Annotated in this window: 14 protein-coding genes and 1 other annotated feature; of the genes, 11 read left to right on the forward strand and 3 right to left on the reverse strand. The window is 58.2% G+C overall.

Annotation, left to right across the window (positions count from 1 at the left end):
* Positions 1-23: 23 nt before the first annotated feature.
* Positions 24-1,133: a PQQ-dependent sugar dehydrogenase gene (locus tag V2S86_RS11540; RefSeq protein WP_330762512.1), complete on the reverse strand. Its 1,110-nt coding sequence runs from the start codon at positions 1,131-1,133 to the stop codon at positions 24-26.
* Positions 1,134-1,264: 131 nt separating this feature from the next.
* Between V2S86_RS11540 and V2S86_RS11545 the strand changes: the two genes are divergently transcribed.
* The gene (locus V2S86_RS11545; protein WP_330762513.1) at positions 1,265-1,684 is read left to right on the forward strand and encodes a GNAT family N-acetyltransferase; all 420 of its coding nucleotides are present in this window, start codon (positions 1,265-1,267) and stop codon (positions 1,682-1,684) included.
* A 13-nt stretch (positions 1,685-1,697) separates the two neighbouring features.
* A complete protein-coding gene (locus V2S86_RS11550) occupies positions 1,698-2,678 on the forward strand; it encodes a magnesium and cobalt transport protein CorA (protein ID WP_330762514.1) in 981 nt (326 codons plus the stop codon).
* A gap of 30 nt (positions 2,679-2,708) precedes the next feature.
* Here V2S86_RS11550 and V2S86_RS11555 read toward each other — a convergent pair whose 3' ends face one another.
* Entirely contained in the window at positions 2,709-3,533 is an 825-nt protein-coding gene (locus tag V2S86_RS11555) for an SDR family oxidoreductase (protein WP_330762515.1), read from the reverse strand.
* A gap of 230 nt (positions 3,534-3,763) precedes the next feature.
* On the opposite strand from V2S86_RS11555, the gene hisL reads away from it, so the two are divergent.
* The 9 genes from hisL (at position 3,764) to hisIE (ending at position 11,043) form a co-directional block, all read left to right on the forward strand.
* Positions 3,764-3,811 (forward strand): his operon leader peptide, encoded by a 48-nt coding sequence (gene hisL / locus V2S86_RS11560; RefSeq protein WP_110605893.1) that lies wholly within the window; start codon positions 3,764-3,766, stop codon positions 3,809-3,811.
* Positions 3,787-3,913, forward strand: a sequence feature (His leader region). It overlaps the preceding gene by 25 nt.
* 70 nt (positions 3,914-3,983) lie before the next feature.
* Positions 3,984-4,883 carry an ATP phosphoribosyltransferase gene (gene hisG / locus V2S86_RS11565; RefSeq protein WP_004942454.1) on the forward strand — a complete coding sequence of 300 codons (900 nt, stop codon included), beginning with the start codon at positions 3,984-3,986 and terminating at the stop codon, positions 4,881-4,883.
* Positions 4,884-4,887: 4 nt separating this feature from the next.
* Complete coding sequence (hisD, locus tag V2S86_RS11570) at positions 4,888-6,195, forward strand: histidinol dehydrogenase (protein ID WP_330762516.1); 1,308 nt, start codon at positions 4,888-4,890, stop codon at positions 6,193-6,195.
* Positions 6,192-7,280 (forward strand): histidinol-phosphate transaminase, encoded by a 1,089-nt coding sequence (hisC, locus tag V2S86_RS11575; protein ID WP_330762517.1) that lies wholly within the window; start codon positions 6,192-6,194, stop codon positions 7,278-7,280. The genes hisD and hisC overlap by 4 nt, the downstream gene beginning before the upstream one ends.
* Positions 7,277-8,344 (forward strand): bifunctional histidinol-phosphatase/imidazoleglycerol-phosphate dehydratase HisB, encoded by a 1,068-nt coding sequence (gene hisB, locus V2S86_RS11580; protein WP_311993283.1) that lies wholly within the window; start codon positions 7,277-7,279, stop codon positions 8,342-8,344. The genes hisC and hisB overlap by 4 nt, the downstream gene beginning before the upstream one ends.
* Positions 8,344-8,934: an imidazole glycerol phosphate synthase subunit HisH gene (gene hisH, locus V2S86_RS11585; RefSeq protein ID WP_062870325.1), complete on the forward strand. Its 591-nt coding sequence runs from the start codon at positions 8,344-8,346 to the stop codon at positions 8,932-8,934. Before hisB ends, hisH begins: the two co-directional genes overlap by 1 nt.
* A 5-nt stretch (positions 8,935-8,939) precedes the next feature.
* Positions 8,940-9,677 carry a 1-(5-phosphoribosyl)-5-[(5-phosphoribosylamino)methylideneamino]imidazole-4-carboxamide isomerase gene (gene hisA / locus V2S86_RS11590; protein WP_330762518.1) on the forward strand — a complete coding sequence of 246 codons (738 nt, stop codon included), beginning with the start codon at positions 8,940-8,942 and terminating at the stop codon, positions 9,675-9,677.
* Positions 9,659-10,435, forward strand: coding sequence for an imidazole glycerol phosphate synthase subunit HisF (gene hisF, locus V2S86_RS11595; protein ID WP_330762519.1), 777 nt, complete (start codon positions 9,659-9,661; stop codon positions 10,433-10,435). The genes hisA and hisF overlap by 19 nt, the downstream gene beginning before the upstream one ends.
* Positions 10,429-11,043 (forward strand): bifunctional phosphoribosyl-AMP cyclohydrolase/phosphoribosyl-ATP diphosphatase HisIE, encoded by a 615-nt coding sequence (gene hisIE / locus V2S86_RS11600; RefSeq protein WP_004942439.1) that lies wholly within the window; start codon positions 10,429-10,431, stop codon positions 11,041-11,043. Before hisF ends, hisIE begins: the two co-directional genes overlap by 7 nt.
* Before the next feature lie 131 nt (positions 11,044-11,174).
* On the opposite strand, the gene gndA is transcribed toward hisIE, so the two are convergent.
* A complete protein-coding gene (gndA, locus tag V2S86_RS11605; protein WP_330762520.1) occupies positions 11,175-12,581 on the reverse strand; it encodes an NADP-dependent phosphogluconate dehydrogenase in 1,407 nt (468 codons plus the stop codon).
* Between the last annotated feature and the right edge of the window lie 115 nt (positions 12,582-12,696).

Genomic DNA, 12,696 nt, shown 5'->3' on the forward strand with positions numbered 1-12,696 from the left:
GTGTTGTGCGCCCCTATGGGGCGCTATGATTTCTCCGTCAGCCCGACACGCAACAGCTTGCCGTTATCCGCATCGGTTAACAGATAAATATAGCCATCCGGCCCTGTCCGTACCTCGCGGATCCTTTCCCCTCGATCCTCCAGCAACCGCTGTTCGGCGATCACCTTGTCGCCCTGCAACGTCAAACGAATCAATGCCTCCTGCGCCAGCGCGCCGATAAACAGCGAGCCCTGCCATTCCGGGAAACGGCTGCCGTTGTAAAACGCCATGCCGCTGATACCCGGCGACACTTGCCAATAATGCAACGGCTGTTCGGTGCCGGCCACTTTCTGCCCTTTCGCCTCCGGGATCGCCAGACCGGAGTAATTGATACCGTAGGTAGCGATAGGCCAGCCGTAGTTTTTGCCCGCCCGAGGAAGATTGATCTCATCGCCGCCGCGCGGGCCGTGCTCGTGCTCCCAGAGCACGCCGCTCCATGGGTTCAGCGCCAGTCCTTGCGGGTTACGGTGGCCGTAAGACCAGATTTCCGGCCGCTTGCCGGCCTGGCCGACAAACGGATTATCCGGCGGCACCGCGCCGTCGGCAGTCAAGCGCACCACCTTGCCCTGCAGTTTGTCCAAATCCTGCGCCGTCGGCCGTTGGTTATTTTCCCCCAACGCGATAAACAGATAGCCCTGACGATCAAACACCAGCTTGCCGCCAAAATGGTTGCCGACCGACAATTTCGGCTGCTGGCGGAAAATCACCTTGAAGCCTTCCAGCCGCCGGTTGTCGGCGCTCAGCCGCCCGTACCCCACCGCGGTGCCCGCCTTGCCGTTCTCCCCCGCCTCGGCAAAGCTGAGGTAGACCCGCCGGCTGTCGGCAAAGTCCGGCGCCAACAGCACGTCCAACAGGCCGCCCTGCCCTTCGGCATACACCTGCGGCACGCCGGTAATGGGTGCTGACAGCCCCTGTCCCTGCTGCCATAGCCGCAAACGCCCCGGCCGTTCGGTAATTAACATCCCCTGATCGCCGGGCAAAAATGCCAGCGACCACGGGTGTTCCAACTTGTCTTGCAACTGCGTTACCGCCGGTGCGGCGTGCAGCAGGCCACTGAATAACAGCAAACCGGCCAACATGGTCAATCGGGGCATGGCATCCTCCTGGACAAAAACCGACCCATTCAGTGTAGCCCAGCAGGCTGATCACGACGTTTGTTTTAAATTTCAATATGTTGAATTTTAGCCAAACTGAGCTTAAGTTAACGGATTGCTCAGGAGGAAATATGGACATCACCGTAACCGATACGCTCAGTGAAGATACCCTTGATGCCATCCGACAAGGTCTGAGGGCCCATAACAGCCCGTACATTGATGCCAGCCAGCGCAAACCGCTTGGCGTCTCTATCCGGGATGCTTCCGGTCAGGTTGTCGCCGGGCTAACCGCAGAGACCTGGGGCAACTGGCTCAGCGTCGACTGGCTATGGGTGGCAGATTCGCAGCGTGGCACCGGGCTGGGCCGTAAAGTGTTGCTGGCCGCCGAACAGGAGGCTATCGCCCGTGGCTGCCGTTATGTTCGTTTAGATACCTTCAGTTTCCAGGCGCGGCCGTTCTACGAGAAACTTGGCTACCAACGCCAAATGACGCTACAGAATTACCCGGTGGAGCATGAATGTTACTTGCTCACTAAAACCCTAATTGAATAAAACAGGTGGCCTGATGGAATCCGCAACCATGGTTGTGAACAGCGTGGCGTACAAAGCCGGTAAACGGCTGGGTGAAGTGACCATTGATGACATCAGCGAGGTCGTCAAACAGCCGGACACCTTCGTCTGGCTTGGGTTGTGGCAGCCGGAGGACGCCTTTATGCGCAAGGTGCAAGAAGAGTTTGGCCTGCACGATCTGGCGATTGAAGATGCGCTGTGCGCCCACCAACGCCCCAAACTCGAAGCTTACGGCGATTCTCTGTTTATCGTGGTGAAAACCGCACAGTGGGGCGACAACGAAATCGAGTACGGCGAAACCCATTTCTTCGTGGGTAAAAATTTTCTGATCACGGTGCGCCACGGCGCGTCACCCAGCTACGCCCCCATCAGAGCCAAAGCGGAGGAGAACCAGAAGCAACTGTGCCACGGCCCCGGTTTTGCGCTGTATTCGGTGCTGGATTTTGTGGTGGATAACTACCGCACCGTAGTGGCTAAATTCGAGGCGAGCATCGAAGGCATCGAAGCCAATATGTTCAAGTCGGAGTTTGATCAGGCCGCCATCGAGAACGTCTATACCCTGCGGCGGCACCTGCTGGCGCTGCGCAATGCCGCATGGCCGATGGACGAAATCTGCAACCAGCTGATTCGCCTGCATGAGGAGGTGATCCCGAAGGAGCTGCGTGCCTACGTGCGGGACGTTCAGGATCATGCACGTCAGGTGGTCAGCAATATCGACGATATGCGCGAAATGCTGACCAATGCGATGCATGTCAACCTGGCGCTGGTCACCGTCAAACAAAACGAAGTGGTAAAACGGCTGGCAGGCTGGGGGGCGATCCTGGCGATCCCGACCGTGATTTTCAGCCTGTACGGCATGAACTTTGCCGACATGCCCGAGCTGAAATTCCCCTGGGCTTACCACACCACCCTCGGGGTAACCCTCGCCGGTTGCTTCTTCCTGTATCAGAAACTGAAGAGATCCGGCTGGTTGTAAACCGCAACGGGGTTGCGTACGGCACCCCGTTTAGTTGACCGGCATGCGCGCCGGATCCGGGTACTGATATTCAAACCCCAGCTCGTTGCAGATGCGGCTGCCGTCCACCAGCCGACCGCCCTGTTCGCTCTCGGCGGCAAACTGCGGTGGGGGCAAATGCAACTGCTCCGCCAGAGCCGGGTAGAACTCGCGCTTGGTCGGATGGGCAGGCGCGCACAGGTTATAAACGTGGCCGCCTTTCGGCAGCTTCAGCAACAGTTGAATGGCGGCAATCACATCATCCTGATGCACCAGATTGACGCCTTGCGAGCCGCCCTTGACATCCACTTTGCCGGCCAGGAAACGGCCAGGATGGCGATCCGCCCCCACCAGCCCTGCCAGCCGCAAAATATCCACCGAGGTGTTTGGCAGTTCATGCAGCCAGCGCTCCAGCTCTGCCAGCACACGCCCGGACGGCGTCACCGGCCTCAGCGGCGAATCTTCGCGCACCGTGCCGGCCGTTTCGCCATATACCGAGGTTGAACTGGTAAAAATGATGCGCGACACGCCAAAAGCCATTGCGCTGTCCACCAGCATGCGTACCGCATTGAAGTAGTTCTCACTGCCTTCGACGGTGCGGCGAGCGGGAAGCGTCACCACCAGCGCGTCTACGCTCAGCAAGGGTTCCAGATCGTCCGGATCGCAAATCAGCTCCGGCGTCAGTTCCAACTGATAACACTCAATCCCGCTCATGCGTACGGCCTCGACGCCATCCGGCGTGGTTTTACTGCCGACCACGTCAAACCCACGGCTCATCAGCGACAGAGCCAGCGGCATACCCAGCCAGCCCAGACCAATAATGGCTACCTTTTTCATTATCTTCCTCTCCTGAAGATTGCAGCGCTTTACCCGTTAAGGCTACGCCACTCCGTAAGGGGATACAATCCGCCCCGATTTAAGCTTAGGTAAACTTGTGTCCAGCTAATAACCTAACCTGTTTCAATAAATTAAATTTATGACCGTAAAAAAGGGTTGCGCGACAGACAGCGGATAGTTTAGGTTAATTAGCAATTCGGTTTGTACCGACATTTTACAGAGAAAACACCATGACACGCATTCAGTTCAACCACCATCATCACCATCATCCTGACTAGTCTTTCAGGCGATGTGTGCTGGGAGACGGTTTCTTAATCTTCCAGTGGCGCGCAGAATGCAAGAGAGAGCCCTCGGAAGATTTCTTCCGAGGGTTTTTTTTTGGCTCCGGACAGACAGAAAAATAATTTTTACAATAAATTCATAAAATTACAGATTAAAACAGAGGTTACCATGCTGGACAAAACACGTTTACGGATAGCAATGCAGAAATCAGGCCGCCTGAGTGATGAATCCCAGGAACTGCTGGCGCGTTGCGGGATCAAAATCAACCTGCAACAACAACGCCTGATTGCCTTCGCCGAGAATATGCCGATTGATATCCTGCGCGTGCGTGATGACGATATCCCAGGGCTGGTCATGGATGGCGTGGTTGATCTGGGCATCATCGGTGAGAACGTGCTGGAAGAAGAGCTGCTCACCCGCCGCGCCCAGGGCGAAGACCCGCGTTACTTCACCCTGCGCCGCCTGGACTTCGGCGGCTGTCGCCTGTCGCTGGCCGCACCGCTCGACAGTGAATACAACGGCCCGCAAAGCCTGCAAGACTCCCGCATCGCCACCTCTTACCCGCACCTGCTGAAGCAATACCTCGACAAACAGGGCGTACGTTTCAAATCTTGCCTGCTGAACGGTTCCGTCGAAGTGGCACCGCGCGCCGGCCTGGCCGACGCCATCTGTGATCTGGTCTCTACCGGCGCAACGCTGGAAGCCAACGGCCTGCGTGAAGTCGAAGTGATTTACCGCTCCAAAGCCTGCCTGATCCAGCGTGACGGCGAAATGCCGGAGGCGAAACAACAGTTGATCGATCGCCTGATGACCCGTATTCAGGGCGTGATCCAGGCGCGCGAATCCAAATACATCATGCTGCACGCGCCGAGCGAACGCCTGGACGAGATCGTCGCGCTGCTGCCGGGAGCCGAGCGCCCTACCATTCTGCCGCTGGCCGGCGCGCAAAACCGCGTGGCGATGCACATGGTCAGCAGTGAAACCCTGTTCTGGGAAACCATGGAAAAACTGAAAGCGCTCGGCGCCAGCTCCATTCTGGTGTTGCCAATTGAGAAGATGATGGAGTAACACCATGTCGACTTTCAATACCCTCATCAATTGGGCGGACTGCAGCGCGCAACAGCGGGCAGAGCTGCTGATGCGCCCGGCGATCGCAGCCGAAGACAGCATCACCCGCACGGTGCGCGAAATCCTCGACAACGTGAAGACCAAGGGTGACCAGGCGCTGCGTGACTACAGCGCCAAATTTGATAAAACCGAGGTTGGCGCGCTGCGCGTCACCGCAGAACAAATCGCCGCGGCCGGCACCCGCCTGACTGATGAGGTCAAGCAGGCAATGGCGGTGGCGGTAGCCAATGTGGAAACCTTCCACAACGCGCAACAGCTGCCGCCGGTCGATGTGGAAACCCAACCTGGCGTACGCTGCCAGCAGGTAACCCGTCCGATCGATTCGGTCGGTCTGTATATTCCCGGCGGTTCCGCACCGCTGTTTTCTACCGTGTTGATGCTGGCAACCCCGGCGCGCATCGCCGGCTGCCGCCGCGTGGTGCTCTGTTCGCCGCCGCCGATTGCCGACGAAATTCTCTATGCTGCGCAACTGTGCGGCGTACGGGAAGTGTTTCAGGTCGGTGGCGCGCAGGCGATTGCCGCCATGGCGTTCGGCACCGATTCCGTGCCTCGCGTGGCGAAAATCTTCGGGCCGGGCAATGCCTTTGTCACCGAAGCCAAACGCCAGATCAGCCAGCGGCTGGACGGTGCGGCCATCGATATGCCGGCCGGCCCTTCCGAAGTGCTGGTGATTGCCGACAGCGGCGCCACCCCGGCGTTCGTCGCCTCTGACCTGTTGTCGCAGGCGGAGCACGGCCCGGATTCGCAGGTGATCCTGTTGACCCCGGACGCGACCATGGCGCAAGCGGTGGCCGTTGCTGTAGAGCAACAGTTAACCCAGTTGCCGCGCGCCGAAACCGCCCGTCAGGCGCTGGCCGGCAGCCGACTGATCGTCGCCAAAGATTTGGACGAGTGCATTGCCATCAGCAACCAATATGGCCCGGAACACCTGATCATTCAGACCCGCAACGCGCGCGAACTGGTTGACAGCATCACCAGCGCCGGCTCGGTGTTTCTCGGCGACTGGTCGCCGGAATCCGCCGGTGACTATGCTTCCGGCACCAACCACGTATTGCCGACTTACGGTTATACCGCCACCTGCTCCAGCCTGGGCCTGGCGGATTTCCAGAAACGCATGACCGTGCAGGAACTGACGCCGCAGGGCTTTATGAATCTGGCGGCCACCATTGAAACGCTGGCCGCCGCCGAGCAGTTGATTGCCCACAAAAACGCCGTCACCCTGCGCGTTGCCGCCCTGAAGGAGCAAGCATGAGCATAGAAAACCTGGCACGCGCCAACGTGCGCGAACTGACCCCTTATCAATCGGCACGCCGCCTGGGCGGCAACGGCGACGTGTGGCTGAATGCCAACGAATACCCGATCGCGCCGGAATTCCAACTGACCGCTCAGACCTTTAACCGTTACCCGGAGTGCCAGCCTGCGCGGGTGATCGAGCGTTATGCCGATTACGCCGGGGTTAATAAGGATCAGGTATTGGTCAGCCGTGGTGCGGACGAAGGCATTGAGCTGCTGATCCGTGCGTTCTGCGAGCCGGGCAAAGACGCCATTCTGTTCTGCCCGCCGACCTACGGCATGTACGCCGTCAGCGCCGAAACCTTCGGCGTGGAGCGTCGTACCGTGGCGGCCAGGCAAGACTGGCAGTTGGATTTGCCGGCTATCGCCGACAGCCTGGACAACGTGAAACTGATCTATGTCTGCAGCCCGAACAACCCGACCGGCAATCTGATCGATCCCGACGACCTGCGCACACTGCTGGAGATGGCCAAAGGCAAGGCGATCGTCGCGATTGACGAGGCCTATATCGAATTCTGCCCACAGGCAAGCTGCGCCGGTTGGTTAAAGGACTACCCGCACCTGGCGATCCTGCGCACGCTGTCGAAGGCCTTCGCGCTAGCCGGCCTGCGTTGTGGTTTCACGTTGGCTAACGAAGAGCTCATTACCCTGCTGCTTAAGGTGATCGCCCCCTACCCACTGTCGACGCCGGTTGCCGACATCGCCGCCCAGGCGCTAAGTACCGAAGGGATCCGCACCATGCGTCAGCGCGTTACCGAGATCTCGGCCAACCGCAGTTGGCTGCAACGGGAGCTGGAAAACTGCGTCTGCGTTGAACAGGTTTTCACCAGCGACAGCAATTACCTGCTGGCACGATTCACTGCCTCAAGTAATGTGTTTAAAACCTTATGGGATCAGGGCATTATCTTAAGAGACCAAAATAAACAGCCTGGGTTGTCCGGTTGCCTGCGCATTACCATAGGCACCCGCGACGAATGCCGGCGCGTCGTCGATGCGCTGTCAGCCCTGCCCGGAGCAACCGAGACTCGCCAGGAGCCAATGTGAGCCAGAAATTCCTCTTTATTGACCGTGACGGCACGCTGATCGCTGAACCGCCGGAAGACTTCCAGGTCGACCGCCTGGACAAGCTGGCGCTGGAGCCGGACGTGATCCCTTCGCTGCTGAGTTTGCAGCAGGCGGGCTATCAGTTGGTGATGATCACCAATCAGGATGGCCTCGGCACCGCCAGCTTCCCGCAGGAAACCTTCGATGCGCCACATGGCCTGATGATGCAGATCCTCAGCTCACAGGGTATCCACTTTGAAGATATCCTGATCTGCCCGCACCTGCCGGCGGATAACTGCGACTGCCGCAAACCCAAGACCGCGCTGGTGAAAGGCTATCTGGAGCCGGGCGTCATGGATACCGCCCACAGCTATGTGATCGGCGATCGTCCGACCGACGTTCAGTTGGCGGAAAACATGGGCATTCAGGGGCTGCGCTATCAGCGCGACACGCTGGGCTGGAAAGAGATCACCCGCCAACTGACCCAACGTGACCGCCACGCGCGGGTGAATCGCGTCACCAAAGAAACGCAGATCGACGTCAACGTTTGGCTGGATCGCGAAGGCGGCAGCAAGATCAAGACCGGCGTCGGTTTCTTCGACCACATGCTGGATCAGATCGCCACCCACGGCGGCTTCCGTATGGACATCGACGTGAAAGGCGATCTGTATATCGACGATCACCACACGGTAGAAGACACCGGCCTGGCGCTCGGCGAAGCCTTGAACAAGGCGCTGGGCGACAAGCGCGGCATCGCCCGTTTCGGCTTCGTGCTGCCAATGGACGAGTGCCTGGCGCGTTGCGCGCTGGATATCTCCGGCCGCCCGCACCTGGAATATAAAGCCGAGTTCAACTACCAGCGCGTCGGCGATCTCAGCACCGAAATGGTCGAACACTTCTTCCGTTCGCTGTCATACACCATGGGCTGCACCTTGCACCTGAAAACCAAAGGCAAAAACGACCACCATCGGGTCGAAAGCCTGTTCAAAGTGTTTGGCCGCACGCTGCGCCAGGCGATCCGCGTTGAGGGCAATACCCTCCCGAGTTCGAAAGGAGTGCTGTGATGAACGTGGTGATTCTGGACACCGGCTGCGCCAACCTCTCTTCTGTCACCTATGCGGTGCAGCGGTTGGGCTACCAGCCGGAGGTAAGCCGTGATCCGGAGATCGTGCTGCGCGCCGACAAGCTGTTCCTGCCGGGCGTCGGCACCGCGCAGGCGGCGATGGATCAATTGAAAGAGCGCGAGCTGATTGATCTGATCAAGGCCTGTACTCAGCCGGTGCTGGGTATTTGCCTCGGCATGCAGTTGCTGGCGAAAAGCAGCGAAGAAAGCGGCGGCATCGACACACTGGGCATTATCGACACGCCGGTGATGCAGATGACCGACTTCGGCCTGCCGTTGCCGCATATGGGCTGGAATCAGGTTTCCGCGCAGGCGGGCCATCATCTGTTCCGCGGCATCGAAGACGGCGCCTACTTTTACTTCGTTCACAGCTATGCGATGCCGATATGCTCAAGCACCATCGCCCAGGCGAACTACGGCGAGCCCTTCACCGCCGCCGTGCAAAAAGACAACTTCTTCGGCGTGCAGTTTCATCCAGAGCGATCTGGAGCGGCCGGCGCGCAACTGTTGAAAAACTTTCTGGAGATGTAGGCAGCATGATTATTCCGGCTTTGGATTTGATCGACGGTAACGTGGTGCGTTTGCATCAGGGCGATTATGGCCAGCAGCGCGACTACGGTAACGATCCGCACTCACGCCTGCAGGACTATCAACAACAGGGCGCGCAAGTCTTGCATCTGGTTGATCTGACCGGCGCCAAAGATCCCGCGGCGCGCCAGATCCCGCTGCTGCGCGAACTGCTGGCAGGGGTTAACGTGCCGGTACAGGTCGGCGGCGGTATTCGCAATGAGCAGGACGTCTCAGCCCTGCTCGAGGCGGGTGCAACCCGGGTCGTCATCGGCTCTACGGCGGTAAAACAGCCGCAACTGGTGCAGGGTTGGTTCGAACGCTACGGCGCGGAAGCCCTGGTGCTGGCGCTGGATGTACGCATCGACGCCGAAGGTACCAAGCACGTGGCTATCAGCGGCTGGCAGGAGAACTCCGACGCCACGCTGGAACAGGTAGTCGAGCAGTTCCTGCCCTATGGCCTGAAGCACGTGCTGTGCACCGACATTTCGCGTGACGGCACGTTGGCCGGCTCTAACGTGGCGCTGTACCGGGAAATCAGCCGCCGCTATCCGCAGATCGCCTTCCAGGCATCCGGCGGTATCGGCAATCTGGATGATATCGCCCAGTTACGCGGCAGCGGCGTTGAAGGCGTGATCGTAGGCCGAGCCCTGCTGGAAGGTAAATTTAGCGTTGAGGAGGCGATCGCATGCTGGCAAAACGGATAATTCCCTGTCTGGATGTGAAAGACGGGCAGGTAGTGAAAGGCGTGCAGTTCCGCAACCATGAGATCATCGGCGATATCGTGCCGTTGGCGCGACGCTATGCGCAGGAAGGCGCGGACGAGTTGGTGTTCTACGATATTACCGCCTCCAGCGATGGCCGGGTGGTGGACAAGAGCTGGGTGTCGCGGGTGGCGGAAGTGATCGATATTCCCTTCTGTGTCGCCGGCGGGATTAAAAGCCCGGAAGACGCCAGCCAGATCCTCTCTTTCGGTGCCGACAAGATTTCCATTAACTCACCGGCGCTGGCCGACCCGACCCTGATTAGCCGCCTGGCGGATCGCTTTGGCGTGCAGTGCATCGTGGTGGGGATTGATACCTGGTTCGAAGCCGACACCGGCAAGTATCACGTTAACCAATACACCGGCGACGAAAGCCGCACCCGCGTCACAGAGTGGGAAACCCTAGACTGGGTTAAAGAAGTGCAAAAACGCGGTGCCGGCGAGATTGTGCTGAACATGATGAATCAGGACGGCGTGCGCAACGGTTACGATCTGGAACAGCTCCGGCGGGTGCGGGAAGTCTGCAAAGTGCCGCTGATCGCCTCCGGCGGTGCAGGCACCATGGAACACTTCCTGGAAGCGTTCCGCGATGCGGATGTCGACGGCGCACTGGCCGCTTCGGTGTTCCACAAGCAAATCATTAATATCGGCGAACTGAAAAAGTTCCTGGCAGACCTTGGCGTGGAGATTCGCGTGTGTTAACAGAACAACAAAGAAACCAGCTGGACTGGGAAAAAACCGGAAGCCTGCTGCCGGTTATCGTCCAGCACGCCGTGTCCGGCGAAGTGCTGATGCTCGGCTATATGAACCAGGAAGCGCTGGCCACCACCGAACAGAGCGGCAAGGTCACCTTTTTCTCTCGCACCAAACAGCGACTGTGGACCAAGGGCGAAAGTTCCGGCCATTTCCTGAACGTGGTCAGTATCACTCCCGATTGCGACAACGATACGCTGTTGATTTTGGCCAACCCGATTGGCCCAACCTGCCACCTGGGCAACAGCAGCTGCTTCCACCCGGCCGCCAGCGATTGGGGTTTTCTGTATCAGTTGGAGCAACTGTTGGCGGAACGCAAGACCGCCAGCCCGGACAGCTCTTACACCGCCAGCCTGTACGCCAGCGGCACCAAGCGCATTGCGCAGAAAGTTGGCGAGGAAGGCGTGGAGACCGCGCTGGCCGCCACAGTGAACGATCGTGAAGAGTTGACCAACGAGGCCTCAGATCTGATTTATCACCTGCTGGTGCTGCTGCAGGATCAGGATCTGGATTTGAGCAAGGTGATTGGCCGGCTGCGCGAGCGGCACCAGAAATAATCGCCACTCACTGGGGGCGGATAGATTCGCCCCGATTTATGTAGGTGCAACCTGCGGCGCCCTTGCCGCAGGAAATAAAAAAGCCGCCGGGTTTAACACCGGCGGCTTTTTTTACGCTTCAAACGTGGGGATCATTCCATCCATTCGGTATGGAATACGCCTTCTTTGTCGATACGTTTGTAAGTGTGGGCACCGAAGTAGTCGCGCTGCGCCTGGATCAGGTTGGCAGGCAGAACGGCTGAACGGTAGCTGTCGTAGTACGCGATGGCGGCAGAGAAAGTCGGCGTTGGGATGCCGTTCTGCACCGCATAGGACACCACATCACGCAGCGCTTGCTGATATTCATCAGCGATCTGCTTGAAGTATGGTGCCAGCAACAGGTTGGCGATGTCGGCATTGTCTGCGTAAGCATCGGTGATTTTCTGCAGGAACTGAGCGCGGATGATGCAGCCGGCGCGGAAGATCTTGGCGATATCGCCGTAGTGCAGATCCCAGTTATTTTCCTGAGAAGCCGCTTTCAACTGAGAGAAGCCCTGCGCATAAGAAACGATTTTGCCCAGGTACAGCGCACGACGCACTTTCTCGATGAATTCAGCTTTGTCGCCGCTCACTGGCACAACTTTAGGACCGGTCAGCACTTTAGACGCGGCAACGCGCTGGTCTTTCAGTGAGGACAGGTAACGTGCGAAAACGGATTCGGTGATCAGAGACAGCGGTTCGCCCAGATCCAGAGAGCTCTGGCTGGTCCATTTGCCGGTGCCTTTGTTGGCCGCTTCATCCAGAATCACATCAACCAGGTATTTACCTTCTTCGTCTTTCTTGGTGAAGATGTCTTTGGTGATGTCGATCAGGTAGCTGTTCAGTTCGCCTTTGTTCCACTCGGCGAAGGTGTCAGCCAGCTCTTCGTTGTTCAGGTTCAGCGCCTGTTTCAACAGAGAATAGGCTTCTGCGATCAGCTGCATGTCGCCGTATTCGATGCCGTTGTGCACCATCTTCACGTAGTGGCCGGCACCGTCAGCGCCGATGTAGGTCACGCAAGGCTCGCCTTCGGCAACCGCAGCGATTTTCTTCAGGATTGGCGCCACCAGCTCATAAGCTTCTTTCTGGCCGCCAGGCATGATTGAAGGCCCTTTCAAAGCACCCTCTTCACCACCGGAAACGCCGGTACCGATGAAGTTGAAGCCTTGATCAGACAGTTCGCGGTTACGACGGATGGTGTCCTGATAGTAGGTGTTGCCACCGTCGATCAGAATGTCACCTTTATCCAGGTGCGGAGTCAGGGAAGCAATGGTTTTGTCTGTCGCTTCACCCGCCTTCACCATCAGCAAAATGCGGCGTGGTTTTTCCAGCGATTCGACAAACTCTTCGACGGTGTAGAACGGTGCCAGGTTTTTGCCCGGATTCTCAGCAATAACTTCGTCAGTCTTGTCGCCTGAGCGGTTAAAGATGGAAACGGTATAACCACGGCTTTCGATGTTCAGTGCCAGATTGCGGCCCATCACCGCCATGCCGACAACGCCGATTTGTTGCTTGGACATTTAGGAACTCCTGTCTGAGGATGACACCTGTTAACGGCCCATGGCCAACAGGTTTTTGATGTGGCAAACATGTTAACTCAGGATGGCTCCACGTGGGTAGTGATTGGTGCGATAG

The organism is Serratia sp. C2(1) (assembly GCF_036352655.1).
Classification (GTDB): domain Bacteria; phylum Pseudomonadota; class Gammaproteobacteria; order Enterobacterales; family Enterobacteriaceae; genus Serratia; species Serratia inhibens.

Bases quoted from the DNA above. Each gene is read 5' to 3' on its own strand.
- hisH (WP_062870325.1), top strand. From the start codon at position 8,344: ATGAACGTGGTGATTCTGGACACCGGCTGCGCCAACCTCTCTTCTGTC.
- hisF (WP_330762519.1), top strand. From the start codon at position 9,659: ATGCTGGCAAAACGGATAATTCCCTGTCTGGATGTGAAAGACGGGCAG.
- hisA (WP_330762518.1), top strand. From the start codon at position 8,940: ATGATTATTCCGGCTTTGGATTTGATCGACGGTAACGTGGTGCGTTTG.
- gndA (WP_330762520.1), bottom strand. From the start codon at position 12,581: ATGTCCAAGCAACAAATCGGCGTTGTCGGCATGGCGGTGATGGGCCGC.
- V2S86_RS11550 (WP_330762514.1), top strand. From the start codon at position 1,698: ATGGAATCCGCAACCATGGTTGTGAACAGCGTGGCGTACAAAGCCGGT.
- hisC (WP_330762517.1), top strand. From the start codon at position 6,192: ATGAGCATAGAAAACCTGGCACGCGCCAACGTGCGCGAACTGACCCCT.
- V2S86_RS11545 (WP_330762513.1), top strand. From the start codon at position 1,265: ATGGACATCACCGTAACCGATACGCTCAGTGAAGATACCCTTGATGCC.
- hisD (WP_330762516.1), top strand. From the start codon at position 4,888: ATGTCGACTTTCAATACCCTCATCAATTGGGCGGACTGCAGCGCGCAA.
- V2S86_RS11540 (WP_330762512.1), bottom strand. From the start codon at position 1,133: ATGCCCCGATTGACCATGTTGGCCGGTTTGCTGTTATTCAGTGGCCTG.
- hisG (WP_004942454.1), top strand. From the start codon at position 3,984: ATGCTGGACAAAACACGTTTACGGATAGCAATGCAGAAATCAGGCCGC.
- V2S86_RS11555 (WP_330762515.1), bottom strand. From the start codon at position 3,533: ATGAAAAAGGTAGCCATTATTGGTCTGGGCTGGCTGGGTATGCCGCTG.